Genomic DNA, 20,820 nt, shown 5'->3' on the forward strand with positions numbered 1-20,820 from the left:
CCTCCTGTTCTTTAGCATTATGCAATTTCATCATTAGAGCTCTGCTGATTTCCTTTATTCTTAATTAATTTGGTAAATGGACTTTTAATAAAATAACCTATAGAAGAAATCATTTTAGGTGCAGCAACAAATACTACTACTAATGCTTGTATCATACTTACAAATTCTATAGGGATAGATGTTGTTCTATTTAAAGTCATGGCTCCTGCTTTTAATACTCCAAATAATATGGATGAAAACACTACTCCCAGTGGACTATAGGCTGCAAGGGCAGCTACTGGAATTCCTGAGAATCCTAGTCCTGTCGATATGTTTTCTATGAATCTATAATGAATACCTAAAGATAAAGCACATCCTGCTAATCCTGCAATTGCTCCACTTAAAAATATGGTGAATAAGTATACCTTTGATACTTGTATACCTGCTGTTCTAGCTGCTTGAAGGTTTGAACCAGTAACTTGAATTTCATATCCTAAAGCAGTTTTTCTTAGCATCCATTCTAAAACTATGGCAATTATAACAGCCATTATAATTGCTGTTGTCAGTTGAGAACGGGGTACTATTTTAGTTAATTTTGCTGAATCTAATATCATATTTGTTTGGGATATTGCACTTCCTTCTGATTTTAGAGGGCCTGTACTCAACCAAGTTGTTACTAAAATTAAAATTTCGTTTAGCATGATGCCAACTATAACTTCTGATGAATCAAATTTTATTTTTAAATATCCAATAAATAAACCTACTAAACCTCCAGCTAACATCCCAGCAAGAATCGCTGCCGCTACATGAAGTGGACCTGGTAAAAAGGTTACATAAGCTCCTATAATAGCTGATGTAATTGCCCCAATATAAAGTTGTCCCTCTACACCTGTATTAATAATTCTTACACGAAATGCAATAGCAAAGGATAATCCAGTAAGTAATAGAGGAGTTCCTTGACTTAGGGAAAGTACTCTTCCCTTTTCTGTACCCAAAGACCCAGTAAATATGGCAATATACGTATCTATGGCAGAGAAACCACTGATTTCAATCACTATAGCACCTACTAATAAGGTTAAAAATAATGCTATTAAAGATGTTTTAAGGGTTTTTAAACCTTGTTTATATTTGTTTTGTGATATTAAACTTGTTTTCATTTCCCTTCTCCTTTAGTACTATCTATACTGCTTCCAGTCATTAGTAATCCTAGTTGAACTTCTGTATATTCCTCTGGCATGCTTTCGGATACTATTTCTCCTTCATATAGAACCAATATTCTGTCACTTAAGGCTCTAACCTCATCTAAGTCTGCCGAAATTAAAAGTACTGCCTTTCCTTCGTCTCTCAAATCTAATAATTTAGTATGAATATATTCCATAGCCCCTACATCCACACCTCTCGTAGGATGTGCTGCAATTATAAGGTCTGGGTCATGAGAGAATGTCCTAGCTATGATTATTTTCTGCTGATTTCCTCCGGATAAAGATTTAACTGCTGTATCCACTGTTGGTGTTTTTATTAAATAGCTTTCCTTGCTTTTATTTGCGTAATCCAGTATTTTCTTATTTAATAATATCCCTTTATTTGTAAAACTTCTTTCTCTGTGATATCCTAAGATTAAATTATCCTTCACACTCATCTCGCTTACTAAACCCATTGAAAGTCTATCTTCTGGTATATGACCGATTCCACTTCTTAAAAAATTATTAACATCTCCGCTAATCTGCTTACCGTTTAATATAAGCTCCATAGTGTCTGGAACTCTTAGTCCTGTTAATGCTTCAAGTAATTGGGTTTGACCATTTCCTTCTATACCTGCAATACCAAGAATTTCCCCTTTACGTATTTGAAAATTTATATCTTTAATTTTATATTTATTATCTTCTTTAATATTTAAATTTTTTACTTCTAAACAAATATCCGTTATATTTTTTGCCCGTCTTTTTACTCCTAATTCCACACGCCTACCTACCATCATTTCTGATAATTTCTCTATAGTTGCTTCTTTAGGGTCTATATTATTATGAATCATTACTCCATCTCTTAGTACATTTATCCTATCTGCTATGGCCATTGTTTCTTTTAGCTTATGTGTAATGATTACAATACTTTTTCCTTGCTCCCGTAATTTTTTTAATATAATAAATAGAGCATCTACTTCATGGGGAGTCAATACTGCTGTAGGCTCGTCCAATATAATTACCTCTGCTTGTCTATATAAAGCTTTAAGGATTTCAACTCTTTGCTGCTCTCCTACTGAAAGCCTCTCTACTTTAATATTTGGGTCTATATTAAAGTCAAAATCTTCTATAAGTTTTTTTATATTTTCTTGAGATTTTCTTTCGTCTATAAATAAACCATTTTTAGGTTCATTGCCAACTATTATATTTTCCATAACAGTAAACGCTGGCACCAGCATAAAATGCTGGTGCACCATGCAAATACCCTTATTAATGGCATAAAGTGGTTTGTTCATATGGACCTTTTGTCCCTTATAATATATTTCTCCTGAATCAGGCTGAATCATGCCATAAAGAACTTTCATAAGTGTAGTCTTTCCGGCACCATTTTCACCTAACAAAGATACTATCTCTCCCTTTTTAAGGGTGAAGTTTACATTATTTAGAGCCACAGTCCCTGGAAATGTTTTTGTTATATTCTTCATTTCAAGCATATCCACGTAACTCCACCTCCACTAGGCATGTTTTCTATTTATTTTTTTCATAATTATTATTTTTTGTCCATTCATCTATTTGATCTGGATCTTGTGGTAATTCAAATTTTCCATCGAAATATTGTTGTTTTACTTCTTCTGCTATATCTATTATGTCTTGTGGTATTTCCGTATTTATTCCAGTTCTATCATATCCACAAACATCATCTTTAATTCCTTTTAGTGTAACTCCTGGTTTCCAAGTCCCATTCTGTACACTTTCAATTTCTTGATATATTAATAGATCTATTCTTTTTAGTGATGTTACTAAGCTTCTTTCTGGATCAATGGAAGCCTTGCTACTTCCGATTACATATTTATTTGATTCTTCTGCTGCATTAAATACTCCCAGACCTGAACCTCCAGCATTGTGAGATATAACGTCTGCACCTCTACCATATGCCGTCATTGCAATTTCTTTAGCAGTTCCAGGGTCTGTATAACTTCCAACTATATTATAAATAAACTCTACTTCTGGATTAACATACTTTGCACCTGCCATAAATCCTGCTGCCCCTGATCTTGAAACAGGAGTATCCATACCGCCAACAAATCCAATAATATTTTCTTTATTCGCTAAAGGCATTCTTTCATCCTTAGTAACAAGACCTGCAATAACTCCCGATAAAAATGTTTGTTCTGGATCTAAAGCCCTTATACTGTGTATATTCTCATATCCTTCAACAACTCCATCAGCTAAAGTAAATTTTTGCTCTGGATAATCAGCTGCTGCCGCTATTATTGGATCTATATAGTCAGCACCTAAAGCAATTATTAGATCATATTCCTCTGAATCAGCAAACATTCTTAATTGCATCTCTACTTCACTAATATCAACAATTTCAGCATAGTCAAATTCTATACCTAATTTATCCTTAGCTTCATTTAATCCAATATGTGATTCATCTACAAATCCTAAATCTCCTAAGTTTTTGTGAACTATTGCAATTTTAACTTTCTCATCTCCTGATCCAGCTGCTCCATCCTCAGTCACGTTTTCAGGTGTATTTCCTACATCTTTACCTTTTCCATCTCCACATCCAACTAAAACAGTTAAAACTAAAGTCAATACTAACATTAAAGAAATTATTTTTTTGTTCATTCTCTTTCCTCCTAGATTTTACATGCTTAAGTTTACTTGTTTCCTAAGTTTTAAAGTTTACTTTTAGCCTTCCTTTCTATGTATTTTTTTGCTATGCTGAGTGCATTTTTTATTAAAATTTCAACGTCGTCAGTCGTCCTACAACTACTATAGCATTGTGATAAATCGTTGTCAACACGTTTTTTATTCTAATATATTACTAATAAACTTACTTGACAAATACAAATATACATCGTATATAATATGTAAAGAATATAATTCTATAATTAAGGTGGTTACAAATGAAATTAACAAATAAATCCTTATATTCACAAGCAAGAGATGCAATTCTTAATATAATTGATAATAGTACAGAATTTATGGCCAAGCTTCCTTCTGAACAGGAGCTTTCTGAAAGATTAGGCGTTAGCCGAAATACAATAAGAGAAGCTTTAAAGTCGTTAGAAAATGAAGGCTTCATAGCTCCACGGCATGGGGTAGGTACTTTTATTATTAGAGATTCAAAGAATATTAAATCTAATATAGCTGTTCTTGATAGTTTCACTAAGATAATAACTAATCATGGATATGCACCAGGTACTAAATCTTTATATCACGATAGAAGAACTGTCCCTGAGGATTTAGCATCTAAGCTAAATATAAATGAAGATTCAGATGTTCTTTATATTGATAGGATTCGTACTGCAGATGGTAAGCCAGTTATCTATGTGGAAGACTATATTACTTATATTGATGGAATGATGGAAAGGTTTAATTCCATTAAAACAGAATCCATATTCGAATTTTTAAAATCCTATGATATCAAAATTTCTTTCTCAAGCTGTAATATCTATGCTGTAATAAGTAATGAAAAGCTACAAAAAAAATTATCTTTAAAAGAGCCTAAAGCCTTGTTACATCTAGAGCAAGTACACTATTCTACAAAAGGTATCCCAATTATGTATTCGGACAGCTATTTTCTTAGCAATAAATTTGATTTTAACCTAGTAAGAAAAGTTATTGATTAAAAAAATCTTTTCTAAGGATAGAAATAATAAAAAACAATACAATGTAATTAATAACTATGAATCATTGTATTATAGAGTAAATTGTATTTAGGCAAAATAAATGCTCTTTTATGATAAAAACCATAAAAGAGCATTTACTTATTTTACATTATTGATTATTTCTATTATCATGATGCACTTGATCTAATACGATAACTAAAGCTAAAACAAAAGCTTGATCTTCTCCATCGGCTATATCAACGGAATAGGTGTCTGAAAAACTAATCCACTTTTTACTAATCCAAGCAACAGGTCTACCGTTTTTCATAATACTAAAATCATGTGCAAAAACATTTCCGTCTATAGTAAAGTTTCCAAACTTGCTATCTATAGTAAACCTAGGCTTAAATAAGGTAAACTCTTTATAGACTTTTCCAACAAGACTTCCACCTTTGTAGATGGAATACTCTGGCAAAAACCTAAATACCTTTTGTTCTATATAAAGCATATGATTACCTTGGATATCATATAAATCCAATTTATTACCTATAGATAATATCTTTCCTGCAACCTCATAACGAGGACTTCCATTTTCATCATTAATAGTGAATCTATCGGCGAAGGAAAAAATTCTCTCCTTAATTAAATATCTCATATTTGCACCTCCATAATACTATATTATCTTTCTATACTATATTGTATAATATACTATATATTATTACATTTGTATTTTCTATATGTAATTCCATAGAATATATTTCATGTAGTAAAATGTAAATTTCTTGGAGGATATAATGGATATTAAAATTATTTTTGAAGATAAAGATATATTAGTAGTGGAAAAGCCACCTAAGATTCCCTGTCAATCTGATAAAACTTCTGACGATGACATAATGAGCATATTAAATAGACCCTATCTTGGTCTTGTACACAGATTAGATAGACCTGTAGGAGGAGTTATGGTATATGCCAAAAATGAAAAAACCAATTCTTTTCTTTCTAAAGAAGTTTCAGCAAGAAGATTATATAAGGAATATCTTGTAGTGGTGTGCGGTAGACCTGAAGCTTCGAAGGGAGAACTAAGAGATTATTTAAAAAAACTTCGAACTATAAATATGAGTAAGGTAGTTGATAAGGGTACTAATGGTGCTAAGGAAGCTGTATTAGAATATGAATTATTAGAGTCTAAGGATACAGAGGAATATGGAACATTAAGCCTGCTTAAGGTTATCTTAAAAACTGGCCGTCACCATCAAATAAGGGTTCAACTCTCCAATGCTGGCTTTCCTATATGGGGAGATAATAAATATAATAAAACCTTTGTAAAGAAAAAAGAATGGACTCAAATTTCACTATGGTCTTATAAAATAGGATTTTATCACTTTACTAATAAGACAAATTCTACTTTTATTTCTCTCCCTTATGATGAATATCCTTGGGATGTTTTTGATATGAAAGACAATTAAGATGATTCTTATATCCTAAGAATCATCTTAATATAATAATTACTTTATCTAACTGGAACTCCTTTAATTTACCAATCCATCTAATTCCTCACTCAATTTTTCTAGCTTTCTAAAGTTCTCAACTATGTCATTTATTCTTCCATTCTGTTCTGTTACACTTGCAGTAACTTCCTCAACGGATGCAGAGTTTTCCTCTGTAACACTGGATATGGAAGTTACTTCATTTGCAATTATCTCATAGTTTTCTTTTAATGTCCTTATTTTTTCGTCCATATTCTTAGCTTGATTTAAAACATTAATATTATTATCATTGATTTGTTTAAAAACTTCATCCACTTTTTCTGCAGCAGATTTACTAGAAATAAAAGAAAGAGAAACCGAATTGAACTTTTCCTTAGTCTGTTTCGACTTATCTTGAATTCCATTCAAAATAGATGCTATTTCATCGGTGGATTTTCTTGAGTTTTCAGCAAGTTTTCTTATTTCCTCAGCTACAACTGCAAAACCTTTACCGCTTTCTCCAGCCCTAGCAGCTTCGATTGCAGCATTCAGTGCTAATAAATTAGTTTGTTCCGCTATTTCACTTATTGTATTTAATATAACTCCTATTTGTTGTGATTCTTTGTTTAAGTTATCAATAATAGTTAAAGTTTGACCTATATTTTCACTTACATTGTCAATTTCTCTTCTTAAAGATTCTAATTCTATATTTCCTTCATCAGAAACCTTGGCTGTAGACTCGGTTATATCATTCATGGAAGTTGAAGCATCCTGAACAGATTCTACCTCTTTATTTGACTTTATTGTAGAGTTATTTATATCACCAACACTTTTTGCTTGGAATTCAATACTTGCTGCAATCTCTGAAAATATATTAGTTATCTCGCCAGATATTTCTCCTATTGCATTCACACTCTCTGTTAATCCTTTACTGAAATCCTTTAAAACCTTAGCTGTATACTGAATCTTTTCAAACATATTAGCTATCTTTAACCTATCTTCTTCAGATTTTTTATTGTTATCTTCCAATTTTTTTCTCATATTCACTCCAATTTTGCTTTGAAATGCCAATACAAAAGTTATCAATACTAAAAAAAGATTCATTGAAATAAGATGTTTCTTATCAAGTCCTATAAACATAGTCTCCCTGTATGCAACGAAAAAATAATTAGTTAAAGACAAATTTATAATTCCAGACATAATTATCGGTTTAAAATCATGATACAAAGTAATTATCGCCAAAATATAATATAGCATCAGATAATTGCCGATATGAGGATTTGAGCTTATTATTAGATAACCAATTATTGTCAGCTCTATTAATATAATATATTTAATTTTTGTTTCAAAAATATGTTTATAAGTAAGTATCGTTGCCATTCCCCCGCATAGCAATCCAGATAATGCTAAAATAATAATAGTATTAATAGGAACTTTATTTAAAATATCAACTATCAATCCTAATAATAAAGAAATCCACATTAACTTTATTATTAATTTGTTTCGTGTATAAATAAGATTTTCTTTCTCCATTACAAACAACCCCCATTTATAATAAACTTTAATTTCTTAGATAAAAAACCAATTTTAAAATTGGTTTTTTATCTTGTATTTCTTCTAACTATATAAATCTAGCTATATCATTTGCAGCTGTTACGGCCTCCCAGCCTCTACCAGGTTCTCTTGCATCGCCAATACAATAAATCTCTTTTGCCGTCTTTTCTTTCAATAGCTCAAAATAAAGATTCGAATTTGCCTTCCCTCCCATTGAAAGTATTACTAAATCAGTATCTATTTTTATTTCCTCTACATTATTTGGATCTAGCTTCTTTTGGAATGGAACATGAATATTATCTGGAGTTAATGTAATCCATGGTTCATAAGGATTTTTTCTTCCTTTGTTAGCGGTAATTATTACTTGATTTTTGTTAAATCCAATTACCTTAGAAGATACATATGCTTTTATGGGTATCTTTAAAGCATCAGCTTTTTTTCCAGATGGGGAACCTTTACCCATCATCATCCATAATAACATTGAACGATTTGCGTGGACTACACCACTCATCAAATCAGGTAACATTTCAACTACTGTAACTTCCACACCCTTTTCATAGGCTAGTGAGTAAGCCAGTTCACAACCTACTACACCTCCGCCTACTACAGTTACCTTCTTTATATCTGGTTCTAATTCCATATTCTTATTTAGAAAATCTCTAGCCTCAACATGCCTAATTTCATCTAGACCATTCATTTTTGGTATAAACGGTATTATTCCATTGGCACATACTATAACATCAAATTTATCCTTTAAATCTTTTTCTTTAACCTCAATGTTGTATTCTATTTTTAATCCTTTTTGTTGAAGTAATTCCATAGTATACCTTGTATTCTCTAGCAATCTGCTTAAATCATGTTTTATTTTCATATTAGAACCGGGGATATATTGCCCTCCTAATTTATCTGTTTTTTCAAACAAAGTAACATCATGTCCTCTTAAAAAAGCTGTCTTAGCTAACTCACATCCTCCAGGTCCCGCCCCAATTATTGCTACTTTTTTTGGTTTATCGGTTTTCATTAATCTTTTCGTATCCTCAAAACCTGTATAAGGATTTGCAGTACAGCATGGATGCCCTCCTAATATAAATGACTGAATACAGCCTTCTTGATCTCCCATACAGTGTATTATCTCTTTTACTCTGCCTCCTCTAACTTTTTGCGGCCAGTATGGATCAGCAAGAAGAGGTCTTCCTAACATCACAAAATCTGCAAAATCATTTTCTAAGACCTTTTCTGCTATTTCAGGTTTACCCAGCTTTCCTACAGCTATAACTCTTTTATCAATATTTTCTTTCTTGAAATATTCTTTGAGCCTTCCTGCTATTTCTTCTACATATGGCATGTCATCGAAATATGCAGGGGGATGTGGGAAGAACCAATTATCATAGCATCCCTTATCCACATCAAATGCATCTACTCCAGCATTGGCTAATGCCTTACAGAATTCTAGACCTTCCTCTATAGTTCTTTCCATCCCTTTAAAGTTCTTTTTAAATACCTCATCTCCATAGGATTCCTGAAGCCCTTGAGTCAAATCAATCCTATATATTATTGGAAAGTTTTCGCCACATCTTCTTTTTATTTCTCTGACTACATCAATACCAAATTGAAATTTATTTTTATATCTTCCTATTCGTCTTCTATTCCACGGAGCTGATGTAAGCTGATCCATAAGATAGCCTTCATGTCCATGAAGTTGGATTCCATCAAATCCACTGATTTTAGCATTAGCCGCGGCTTGTCCAAAGCTTTTTACTATCTTATTAATAGCTCTATCAGATAATGGAATATGTGGTAAGACAGGTACATAAAAATTCTTATTAATAGATGCTGACTTTAATATCTTTCCTTTAAGTGCTGGCTCTGGTGAACCAACCCTCCCAAGTCCAGCTGTTAGTTGTACAAAAATCTTTGCATCATAGGAATGGACACCTGATGCCAAATCTCTCCATCCAGACATTCTAGTTCTAGATGATCCGTCAATTCTAGGGAAATAAGTAGTTTCATTATCTTCCTCAGTAGTAGGGTCTATTCCTTGAGAAATAGGAACTAATCCTGTTATAAGTAAACCTGTTCCACCCTTTGCTCTTTCTACAAAATAGTCTATCATCTTTTGAGTTGGTCTGCCAATAGGATCAGCCATATTAATATTTCCCATAGGTGCCATAACGATTCTATTTTTTAGGTTCAGCTTTCCAATATTTCCAGGTTCAAAAATTTTATTATATTCCATGAAAATCCACCTTTCCTATTTTCTATTCGACTATTACGGTCCCATCATCTTTTATTTCTATTTTTTGTCCTGTTTTGACATATTCTAAAAATTCATTTCCCAACTGATCGATAGTAATGATTTTTTTACCATTCCATACTTCGGCCAGAATTATTCCTGCCGCTGCAAGGGAATCAATATGCTCAGAGAAAAGCATTGCTGATGGTCCTATTCCTAATTCTACGATAGCTTGAAGTACCATTCCACCTGTTGTTGAGCCAATTGTTTGCGGTAGGCATATTATTTTATTAGTCAAATTTTTATTATATAAATCTTTATTATTTTGATCAGAACATATTACATTTTTAGATTTCTTTAAAGCGCTTTTTTGAAAAGATGCTAATATATTCAACCCTTCCTTTGTCACCACTGCTTCTTCCTTTAAATTTCCACCTAATACAACCCTACCTTTAAATATCCTAGACATACAAATCCCTCCTATTTCAAACCTGTTATCTTAGATAATATGATTTCATCTGTATAAAATCTTGCAGTTGTATATGTTCTCAACTTATTTGAATTTGTAATGATTGGCTCCTTAGCACAAAGTGGATTGTTCATATACATTAACGGACAGATATACGTTAGTTTTACTCCCATACTATTAAGTCTTTGTAGTGCTAATTTATCTTTTTTAAATTCTTGGATTACATCAGGTGAAGCACTCAGTATAGTATCTATCAAAACCTTGCTTTTTCCACTAATTTTAACTGCTTCTTCTATTCTCTCTACCCAATCATATATTTGACTAAGGCTTAAATGTGGACATCCTATAAAGCATTTCTTTGGAGTTTGACTTGGGTTTTTCCACATTATAGGATAAGAGTCATATATTCTATTTAATTCTCCATCGTCTATAATATATGTTTTGTAATCATCCACTAATAGAGATTCTCCTAGATCTATTGCCTCTGGAGTAATATTTTCTACATGATATAGTCCAACAGCTCCATTAGAAGCACTAGCAGCACCCATATCTTTAAGATAATTAATAGTAGTATCACTAATGCCCTTACCTAAATGTTTATCTAGACCTACTATATACGGAACATCTTCCATAACTTTCATACCTATTGCACTTCCAAGGATTTGAGCATTAGGAAGTTTTGAAGTCTTAAGTTGTATCAGCCATTTTGCCTTTCTACCCTCATCTGTTAAAAGACCAAACTCCGGAACTTTACCTACTATGCCACATAATAGTTCTATTACACCAGAATTTCTATTGCTTCTTGCTCCTAATACAGAATTTGCAAATACTACTGCTGAAGATTCAGCCCAAGACAATATATCTCCTTTCTTTGGCGTATTACCAACCTCTGGCAAATAGCAAGTACATGTAAAAGCATTATCATCTTTTAATCCCACTCCTTTTAATTGCTTCTCATACATTTCTTGCTTTCCGTACATAATTCTAAATACAACTTTTTGCAGAGGATTACATTTTACATTTTCATAATCCAAAGGTCTTGGATCTACTGTAAAGCTTTCTTTTGTCCTAAGATTTTCTTTGATTAATTCATCCATAATATCAAATACTGGCGTTAACATTGGTATGCCAAAGGATGTTACTAAGTGTATGGAGCCATCAATTGGAAGTAATCTCTTCGCTCCAAAGGTTTCTCCATAAAGAACTACGGATTTAAGTGCTTTTTGTAAGGTTTCCCCTCTCCTTCCATCTAATATTTCAATTTCTTCGGGGGCCAACTTCATATTGTAGCTATCCATAAAACCACTCCCTTAATCAAATATATTGTTATAATATTAACATTGAATTTCCTTAGTATATTTCTATAGCAATTAACATGCCAAGTCTAAAATTGGGACTTTTGCCACATTCTATCATCGGAATGATTTTAGGTATATTTTTTTGTATCATATTGTACTATAATGTATTTAACTATAAAGCATTTTGATACATTCTGCTACAGAGGGAGCGACTGCCATGACTAATTTATTTCATTCTATATTAGATCATATTGAATATGCCATTTTAATAACTGATAAAGATGCTAAATATGTATTTGTGAATAAATTTGTAAGAGATAATACAAATACTTCATTATCTGATTGGACGGGAAAGAGAATAGAAGATATTTTAGCCATAGGTATTTATGATAAGTCTTATATTCTAGATGTAATGAATACAAAACAAGAGGTATCAGGTATAATCTATACCGAAAAAGGATACTCCTCTCTTTCAACCTGTACTCCAATATTCGATCATCATGGGAATATCAAATATGTTGTAACTGTATCTGTAAATCCTGATAGATTTAATAATCTTCTTGAAAAAGTAACCTTAGCAAGTGATATTAATTTAGTTTATAAACAAGAGGTTGAATATTTAAGAAATACACTGTTATCTAATAGTGAATTTATATTCGCCAGCGATCATATGAAAAAATTATTTGCTAGTATTTTAAAATTTGCCCCTACGGATTCCACAATTCTTATAACTGGTGAGACTGGTAGTGGTAAGGAAGTGATAGCTAAAACTATTCATCAAAACAGCAAAAGAAAAGAAGGTCCCTTTATCTCAATTTGCATCCCTTCTATTCCTTCAACATTACTTGAATCTGAAATTTTTGGATATGAAAAAGGTGCTTTTACAGGCTCAAATAGCATGGGTAAGCCCGGGTTAGTAGAATTGGCAAACCATGGAACTCTATTCCTCGATGAATTAGGAGATATTCCCATTGAATTGCAAGTCAAATTATTAAGATTACTTGATACATTAGAAGTAACTCGTCTTGGTTCAATAGAATCTAAGAAGTTGGATATTAGAATAATTGCAGCAACAAATAAGGATCTTTATGAAATGGTCAATAAGAAAACCTTTAGAGAAGATTTGCTTTATCGTCTGAGTATCATTCACTTGCCTATAAAACCTTTGAGGGAAAGGCCAGAAGATATAATTGCTCTATCAGATCATTTTATTGATATTATTAATAAGAAATATGGCTACCAAAAAAAGCTGACACAACAATCTTATAGAGTATTGCAATCCTATTCGTGGCCAGGAAATGTAAGAGAACTGCGAAACGTAATAGAAAGAATTTGCATAATGAGTGATAATAACGCCATCATGGAAGAAGAAATAATAAATGTTCTAGGTAATTATAATAAATTCATTCAAAATATTCCAGTAGATGATTCTCTAAAACCGAAATCAATTATTGATGATTTTCACAATTGGGAGAGAGATAGAGTATTAGATGCTTTAATAAAAAATAATGGTAATAAGACATTAACGGCTAAATCCCTTGGAATATCTAGAAGTAGACTATATAGGCTCTTGGAAAAATACTAAAATTTAGAAGAAAAAAGACCAGGTGCCACGAATATACTATATACTCATGATACTTATTTTGAACTATATATGATCTCTTAGTATAGATAATTATTTCATTCTATCTTATAAAATAGGATCTTATCACCCTACTAATAAGACAAATTCTACTTTTATTTATCTGCCTTATGATGAATATCCTTGGAATATCTTTGATATTAGAAAAGTATTGAAATCAAAATAATAAAAACTTGTGCAATATAGAAGATTTCCATATTGCACAGGTTTAGTACATTCTTTGGATACTGACTCCCCCTAAATCTAGTTCAAACTCTCTAATATCCCAAATATCATCTATAAATTCATTTATCTTGTCTTTAAATTCATTATCATTATTATCAATAATAGTCATTATTGTAGAGCCAGCACCGCTTAAGAATACTCCAAGACATCCAGCTTCTCTACATTTATTAACTATATTAAAATAATTGGGAATTAATTTTCCTCTATATTGTTCGTGAAGAGTATCATTTACTGCATATTTCAACAAATCAAATCTACCATTAGATAATGCTGATAATAACAAAGATACCCTACCCACATTATATATGGCATCTTTATATGAAACAGTAGAAGGTAAAACAGCTCTAGCTTCTTTTGTTGATAAGGTAAAGTCTGGTATCAAAGCAATAAATTTAATTCCCTTAGGAATATGTATATTATTATATATTACCCTTTTATTCTCCATAACGGATACAACAAATCCGCCAAATAAAGCAGGTGCTATATTATCGGGATGTCCTTCAATTTCCGTAGCTAACTCTAGAACTTCATCCTTAGAAAGAGGCTCTCCAGCTAGGTGATTAGCCCCTATGACTCCTCCCAAAATACAAGATGCACTACTGCCTAATCCTCTTGAAATTGGTATATCAGTACTCATATCTATCCTAATTCCTTTAGGTGAATACCTTATCTTATCAAATGTCCTTAACATAGACTTATAAACTAGATTATTTTTATTTGCAAAGGCTTTATTACATCCGCTGATTTCTAATCCTTTGTCAATTTCTTCAAATATAAAAGAATTATATATATTTAGTGCTAAACCAAGGGCATCAAAACCCGGACCAATATTTGCGCTGGTTCCAGGAACTTTCACTTTAATCATTTGCCACACCTACCTTTAGGAACTCCTCTATTATCTGTCTCATATCACCTTTATTGCAATTGTTATTGTGCAATATTACTTTATCTTTTAAAGTTTTTATAGCCTTTGGAACTGCAATCTTGGTTTTATCTTCCAACTCCTCTAGTATCCTAAATTCATCTTTATTTCCCGTTTTTATACCTATTGCTGAGGCTACTGTATTACCAAATTTATATGGACTGGCAGTGGAAGCTATAATTGTTTTTAGATTATCTTTAGTTTCTGATCTATATTTTTCATATACATTTATGGCTACCGCAGTATGAGGATCCATAAGATAGTTTTCTTTCTTAAATACTTTACAAATCCTTTCTTTAACCTCTTCCTCTGTGGAATAATTACTGTAGAAATCTTCAAAATTTAGATCATTTATCTTATAAAATCCTTCTTTAGGAAGCTTCTCCATACTACTTGCCACTATCTTGTCATCTCCCCCACTTAAATGAAATAGGAGTCGTTCTAGATTACTTGAGATTAAGATGTCCATAGATGGAGATGAAGTAAGTATCAGTTCCCTTCTCTTATCGTATACACCAGTCCTAAAGAAATCCGATAAAACATTATTCTCGTTGGATGCACATATTAATTTATTTACGGGAAGACCCATAACTTTTGCATAATAGGCTGCAAGTATATTTCCAAAATTACCCGTTGGTACAACAATATTTATCTTTTCTCCTTTATTTAGTTTTTTCTGTTTCACAAGCATTGAGTAGCTATAGAAATAATAGACTATTTGAGGAATTAACCTACCAATATTTATTGAATTTGCAGATGAGAACATATAATTATTTTTATCGATGAGTTCAATAAACTCTCTATCATTAAATATATCTTTAACTCCATTTTGAGCATCATCAAAATTTCCTCTTATGCCTACTACAAAAGTATTCTCTCCTTCTTGAGTTATCATCTGTTTTTTCTGAATCTCTGATACTCCATTCTCAGGGTAAAATACTATTATTTTTATTCCATGCACATTTGCAAACCCTTCCAAGGCAGCTTTTCCTGTATCCCCTGAAGTAGCAGTTAAAATCACTATTTCCTTTTGAATGCCTGTAATCCTTATGGATTCCTTTAGTAAATATGGAAGTATGGATAGAGCCATGTCTTTAAAGGCAAAAGTCGGTCCATGGAAAAGCTCTAAGATAAAAGAATTGTTTACCTCTACTACTGGGGCAATAATATCTGTATCAAATTTATTATCATAGGCTTTATCTATACAGGTTTTAAGTGATTCAGGCTCAAAATCTGTAAAAAACTTCTTCATTATTGTATATGCTATCTCTCTATAATCCATATTCTCCATAGCTTCTAGGTCTTCTATTCTAGGTAATATTTGGGGGACAAATAATCCTCCGTCCTTTGAAATACCTTGAATAATTGCCTCACTTGATGAAATTGAAATTTCTTTATTTCTAGTACTAATATATCTCATATCTTTCTCCCCTTTAATTAAGTATTCTTCCTAAAAAATACTTGTCTTTACGGAGTCCCAATGATTTTATTAAATCTAAGATATCCTTTAAAAAGACTTTTTTCGTAATAACTGCAAAGTTTTCTGACGTAGTCAATATTTTTTCAGCTATTTTTCGTAATTTGCTAATATCCTCTTTTTCCATTTCAGAAATTCTTAAATAATACTTGTCCTTTATCATTAAATTATTATTTTGAACTTTCCTTTTTCCTAATGGATTTATCTTTCCATATGAGTTATTTACTACATCTATAACATCCCCTAAAACTGCATCTGCGGTGGGTAATGCGCCTGCCCCTGAGCCATAAAATCGTAACTCTCCTACATTATCACCTATCAAAACTATGGAGTTATATGCCATATTTACCTTTGAAAAATATGAATCCTTATTTATAATCGTTGGTTGAACTACTGCAGTAAATTTACCATCTTCCATATTAACCTCTCCAATTAATTTTACTGTTGAATTCATATTTTTTATCTGTTCCATATCAAATGCTGTAATACTGCTTATTCCATCCAATATCATATCTTCCTCTGAGATTTTTCCCCTTAATGCAATCGTTCCTAGTATCCTAAGTTTTCTCAAAGTATCATATCCTTCAACATCTGCTGTTGGATCAACTTCTGCATACCCTAATTCCTTGGCTATTTTCAAAGTATCCTCATAGTCCATCCCTTCCTCAAACATCCTAGTTAAAATATAGTTACATGTACCATTTAAAATACCTTGCACCTTAGTTATCTCGTTAATTGCAGTTTGTTCTCTAAGGGGTTTTAGTATTGGAATACCTCCACCTACACTAGCTTCATAAAGAAATGCTAATTTTTTTTCACTTGCCAAGCTAGATAATTCCTCAAAGTATTTCGATACAACAGCCTTATTAGCTGTAACCACATGTTTACCAGCATTCAATGCTTTCTTTATATATTTATAGCTATTTTCCAAGTCACTGGTAACCTCAATTATTATGCTAATGTCTTCATCTTCTAAAATATCTTCAAAATCAGTAACAATCATTTCTCTTTCTATATCTATACTTCTTTTTTTACTATTATTCTTTACTAATATCTTTTTAATCCTCAATTCTGAGCCTAAAATTGCTTTAAGCTCATCTTTTCTTTTATCTAGTATCTCTACTATACCTAAGCCTACTGTACCTAGACCAAGTAAACCAATATTTATCATTTAATCACTCTCCATAGAACTATCATTTTCGAAAACTTCATATATAGCAGTCATGGCTTTATCGAAATCATCGTTTTCAATTCCTATAATTATATTTAATTCAGATGAACCTTGAGTAATCATTCTGACGTTAACTCCACTATTTCCTAAAGCACTAAATACTTTTGCAGACACCCCTTTAGCCTTTATCATTCCTCTTCCTACTACAGCAATAAGTGCCATATTGGGATAACATGAAATTGAGTCCGGATTACAATATATTCGTATCTCTTCTATTACTTTATTCATTTTTGAGTTAAGCTCTGAATTTGAAACTACTACTGAGATCGAATCTATACCAGTAGGTACATGTTCAATGGAAATATCATTAGTCTCAAATACAGAAATTAACTTTCTCAAAATGCCTGTTTCTGAATTCAGCAAAGTTTTTTCTATAGATATAACAGTAAAATCCTTTTTCCCAGAAATACCAGTTATATTTCCAGAGCTAATAGGAGTATGATCATTTACAATCATAGTTCCAGGGTCCTCTGGGGAATTTGTATTCTTAATATTTATAGGTATTCCTGCCTTTTTCACTGGGAAAATAGCCTCTTCATGAAGTACTGGAGCTCCCATATAAGAAAGTTCTCTAAGCTCCTTATATGTGATAATTTTAATAGGTTTTGGATTTTTAACAATACGGGGATCTGCCATAAGAAATCCAGATACATCTGTCCAATTTTCATAGAGCTCACCATCTATTCCACTGGTAATAATAGAACCTGTTATATCAGACCCACCTCTAGAAAAGGTTATTATCTCACCATTCTCTTTAGCCCCATAAAATCCAGGAATGACACCATAAGAAACTTCTGATAATCGTGACTTAACTTTTTCCTCTGTAGTTTCTGAATCAAAGTTTCCTTTATTATCAAATAAAATCAATTCTGCAGCATCTATAAACTCAAAACCTAAGTAATTGGAAAGTATAATAGCATTTAAATATTCCCCTCTACTTGCAGAATAATCTCTAGAGGCGCCATTTTTAATCTTGTCCTTTATTTCATTTAATGTTTTATCAATCTGCAAACTTAAATTTAACTCATCACATATATCTTTATATCTTTTTTCAATAATTGTATATACTTCATCAAAGTTTAGACCATGTGATGCAAGTTGATAGCACATATATAATAAATCCGTTATTTTATGATCTTTACTATTTCGTTTTCCAGGGGCAGAGGGTATTACATACCTTCTCCTAATATCTGATTTAACGATATCTCTCACTTTGATAAATTGCGTACTATCAGCTAGGGAGCTTCCTCCAAATTTTGCTACGATTATATCTTTCAATTTTAACTCCTCCTATATCTAAAAAAATATGCAAAAAAACCCGCCCTAAATAGGACGAGTTTTATCTTCTCGTTTCCACCCAAAAACAAATTAAGTAAATAGCTTTAACGCAGCAAACGCATATCCCTACTATTGTTCAGGACTGGGCTCATAGGTGGTTTTCAATCTAGTGTATCAAAGAAGTCTTTCAGCCGGTGAACTTCTATCTCTAATGACCTTAAAAGATTTACTCGTCCTATTCAAAGCTTTTAATTGAAATTTTAATATTTCTACTATTGTACAGTATTATCCCGTTAAAGTAAAGTGTTTTTTTAAATACATTTTCTGTAAAATATAAAGACCATAGCTCAAAGGTAGCATTTACCTGGAACTGTGATCTTTATTTTGTATATTATATATCTAACTATTTTACCCTATCTAAAATAACATTTAGATCTTCAACTGGCTTAGCATTTGTCCATAAAATACTATCATGGCAACAAGCTATTTTACAACTTCAATTCCGATGAGTTCTCCTTCTCCCTCAGAGTTAAGCTTCGTATAGTCACGTATAGCTTTTATATCAATTTCTCCCTTTCCATCAAGATTGTTCATCTGACGAAAAGATCCCTTAAACTTTCCCCTGTCCAAATCTTCGCCGTTTGACGATAAAATATCGATAAACTCTCGGACGAGCTTGCCGTTATAGTAAAAGCAATCCTGGTCTTTATCATAAGTTACACCAAAGGGCTCGTAAACAGCGTACACTTTTGCCAGTTCATCTGGCATCATCATATTTTCCGTTGAGATATAATGGACCACAGGTGAATCTCCATCCTGTAATAGTAATTCCTGCGCTACATCAGAATTATTATTCTCAGTAGACTCATCAATCGATGCTGTATAGGTCTGAGACGGATTTTTCAATTCATCGACGTTTCTTGCATCAAACTCGGCTTTGCTATAGGGTTCTACTCCAATAAGTTTACCACTGGGATTAGTGGAACCGTCAGGATTGCGAGTTAATTGTGATAAATCCCTTAAAGCGTGAACGTCTATAATACCATTTTCATTGAAATAATCTCTCCCTGCACTGGTACCTTCACCAAGTGGATAGTAGTCCTCAAAATATCTGACTAATTCTCCCTTGTAGAATAGCTGATCTCTGTCTTTGTTGTAGCTAAGTCCATATTGTTCATACATTGCAAACGCCTTCGCTTTACTTTCTGGTGTTTCCACGTATGTTATTTCTTCTTCTACCGCAGTGATATGCTTGCTCTCTTGCTCTTTATCAGTAGCAGAAGCGGCATTCGTAGCGAATATGACTGTGGTACTAATGATTAAAGCAAGAGCAAGTAATATTCCTGTAAAAGAAGTCTTATTTATTTTCATAATTGACACAATCCTTTCTTCAATAGAATTCTTACAAAAATTGTTGCACAGAGGGGTTAACCTACTTTTCTTTTCTTCTAAGCTAATCAGCGTCATGGCGTAATTGGATCTCATATCTTCTCCGAATATCCTCACTACAGTTTCATCACAGGAAAGTTCAATATCTTTGCTTACTAGCATATACATTACCCATACAAATGGATTAAACCAATGTACGCACAAAGCAAATACTAAAATCAACTTTTTCAGTATATCAAATTTTCGGATATGCACGAATTCATGGGTAAGTATATATCCAAGTCGAGTTTCATCCATCAAATCTGTTTTTTTAGGTAACAATATTACAGGATTGAATATTCCATAAGTTAGCGGGGCTACTATTCTATCTGACTGTCGGATTTGTACTCTTCTGCATATGTGATGCCTCTGCTGCCAATCTTTCACAAATTCGTTGTCAATCGGCAATGAAGTTTTATATTCTATACGGCAACGAATATGGGTTACAAGAAAAAACAAAGCAAGACCCAGTAAACCGACTATCCACACTATTATTACAGGAGATATATTTTTGATTGTCTCATTTGATAACATGGTGCTTATACTATTATCTGTCATTCCAATATTAGGCATGGTAGTTACCATGGAAGGTATATTTATGGTTGAAACCTTATTTTTTAATATGTCTGCAATCGTATAAATACTAAAACGTGATGATAGAGAAAAAGGAATTAACAGGCGATACAATGCCACTCCCCAAAGAACAAGGAATGTTTTTTTAGGTAGCTTGTGAAGTGTCAGTGCACGAATAATAATAATCACTAGAATAAGACTAATAGACGAAAGACTCATTTTTAGTATATCCATAGCCATATCC

General features: G+C 32.2%; 16 protein-coding genes. 3 read left to right on the forward strand and 13 right to left on the reverse strand.

Annotated elements, in window-relative coordinates; translation table 11 throughout:
• Window positions 1–17: 17 nt before the first annotated feature.
• The 3 genes from KQI38_RS11510 to KQI38_RS11520 are packed head-to-tail and all read right to left on the reverse strand — an operon-like array spanning window position 18 to window position 3,794.
• Complete coding sequence (locus KQI38_RS11510; RefSeq protein WP_216559568.1) at window positions 18–1,136, reverse strand: ABC transporter permease; 1,119 nt, start codon at window positions 1,134–1,136, stop codon at window positions 18–20.
• Complete coding sequence (locus KQI38_RS11515) at window positions 1,133–2,653, reverse strand: ABC transporter ATP-binding protein (RefSeq protein ID WP_246565804.1); 1,521 nt, start codon at window positions 2,651–2,653, stop codon at window positions 1,133–1,135. Before KQI38_RS11515 ends, KQI38_RS11510 begins: the two co-directional genes overlap by 4 nt.
• 34 nt (window positions 2,654–2,687) lie before the next feature.
• Window positions 2,688–3,794: a BMP family ABC transporter substrate-binding protein gene (locus tag KQI38_RS11520; RefSeq protein ID WP_094898879.1), complete on the reverse strand. Its 1,107-nt coding sequence runs from the start codon at window positions 3,792–3,794 to the stop codon at window positions 2,688–2,690.
• A 281-nt stretch (window positions 3,795–4,075) separates the two neighbouring features.
• On the opposite strand from KQI38_RS11520, the gene KQI38_RS11525 reads away from it, so the two are divergent.
• Window positions 4,076–4,801: a GntR family transcriptional regulator gene (locus KQI38_RS11525; protein WP_094898878.1), complete on the forward strand. Its 726-nt coding sequence runs from the start codon at window positions 4,076–4,078 to the stop codon at window positions 4,799–4,801.
• Between the two features lie 148 nt (window positions 4,802–4,949).
• Here KQI38_RS11525 and KQI38_RS11530 read toward each other — a convergent pair whose 3' ends face one another.
• Window positions 4,950–5,435 (reverse strand): LURP-one-related/scramblase family protein, encoded by a 486-nt coding sequence (locus KQI38_RS11530; RefSeq protein WP_216559572.1) that lies wholly within the window; start codon window positions 5,433–5,435, stop codon window positions 4,950–4,952.
• 139 nt (window positions 5,436–5,574) lie between these two features.
• On the opposite strand from KQI38_RS11530, the gene KQI38_RS11535 reads away from it, so the two are divergent.
• Window positions 5,575–6,246 carry an RluA family pseudouridine synthase gene (locus KQI38_RS11535; protein ID WP_216559574.1) on the forward strand — a complete coding sequence of 224 codons (672 nt, stop codon included), beginning with the start codon at window positions 5,575–5,577 and terminating at the stop codon, window positions 6,244–6,246.
• Window positions 6,247–6,309: 63 nt separating this feature from the next.
• Here the strand turns inward: KQI38_RS11535 and KQI38_RS11540 are convergent, their stop codons facing one another.
• The 4 genes from KQI38_RS11540 to KQI38_RS11555 form a co-directional block, all read right to left on the reverse strand.
• Window positions 6,310–7,779 (reverse strand): methyl-accepting chemotaxis protein, encoded by a 1,470-nt coding sequence (locus KQI38_RS11540; protein WP_094898875.1) that lies wholly within the window; start codon window positions 7,777–7,779, stop codon window positions 6,310–6,312.
• 88 nt (window positions 7,780–7,867) lie between these two features.
• On the reverse strand, window positions 7,868–10,036 hold the full coding sequence (locus KQI38_RS11545; protein ID WP_216559576.1) for an oxidoreductase: 2,169 nt from the start codon (window positions 10,034–10,036) through the stop codon (window positions 7,868–7,870).
• 22 nt (window positions 10,037–10,058) lie between these two features.
• Window positions 10,059–10,502 (reverse strand): aconitase X swivel domain-containing protein, encoded by a 444-nt coding sequence (locus tag KQI38_RS11550; protein WP_094898873.1) that lies wholly within the window; start codon window positions 10,500–10,502, stop codon window positions 10,059–10,061.
• An 11-nt stretch (window positions 10,503–10,513) separates the two neighbouring features.
• On the reverse strand, window positions 10,514–11,800 hold the full coding sequence (locus tag KQI38_RS11555; RefSeq protein WP_216559578.1) for an aconitase X: 1,287 nt from the start codon (window positions 11,798–11,800) through the stop codon (window positions 10,514–10,516).
• Window positions 11,801–12,017: 217 nt separating this feature from the next.
• Here KQI38_RS11555 and KQI38_RS11560 point away from each other — a divergent pair, with 217 nt between their 5' ends.
• Window positions 12,018–13,385: a sigma-54 interaction domain-containing protein gene (locus tag KQI38_RS11560; protein WP_216559662.1), complete on the forward strand. Its 1,368-nt coding sequence runs from the start codon at window positions 12,018–12,020 to the stop codon at window positions 13,383–13,385.
• Window positions 13,386–13,650: 265 nt separating this feature from the next.
• Here the strand turns inward: KQI38_RS11560 and thrB are convergent, their stop codons facing one another.
• The 5 genes from thrB to KQI38_RS11585 all read right to left on the reverse strand — a co-directional run bounded on the left by thrB (window position 13,651) and on the right by KQI38_RS11585 (window position 20,816).
• Entirely contained in the window at window positions 13,651–14,532 is an 882-nt protein-coding gene (thrB, locus tag KQI38_RS11565; RefSeq protein ID WP_216559580.1) for a homoserine kinase, read from the reverse strand.
• Window positions 14,525–16,009, reverse strand: a complete 1,485-nt coding sequence (gene thrC / locus KQI38_RS11570; RefSeq protein WP_216559582.1) for a threonine synthase — start codon at window positions 16,007–16,009, stop codon at window positions 14,525–14,527. The genes thrB and thrC overlap by 8 nt, the downstream gene beginning before the upstream one ends.
• A gap of 13 nt (window positions 16,010–16,022) precedes the next feature.
• Window positions 16,023–17,237: a homoserine dehydrogenase gene (locus KQI38_RS11575; protein WP_216559584.1), complete on the reverse strand. Its 1,215-nt coding sequence runs from the start codon at window positions 17,235–17,237 to the stop codon at window positions 16,023–16,025.
• Window positions 17,238–18,566: an aspartate kinase gene (locus KQI38_RS11580; protein WP_216559664.1), complete on the reverse strand. Its 1,329-nt coding sequence runs from the start codon at window positions 18,564–18,566 to the stop codon at window positions 17,238–17,240.
• Between the two features lie 492 nt (window positions 18,567–19,058).
• The gene (locus tag KQI38_RS11585; RefSeq protein WP_338114465.1) at window positions 19,059–20,816 is read right to left on the reverse strand and encodes a M56 family metallopeptidase; all 1,758 of its coding nucleotides are present in this window, start codon (window positions 20,814–20,816) and stop codon (window positions 19,059–19,061) included.
• Window positions 20,817–20,820: the final 4 nt, after the last annotated feature.

The sequence above is a fragment of the Tissierella carlieri genome, from assembly GCF_018917285.1.
Lineage (GTDB): Bacteria > Bacillota > Clostridia > Tissierellales > Tissierellaceae > Tissierella > Tissierella carlieri.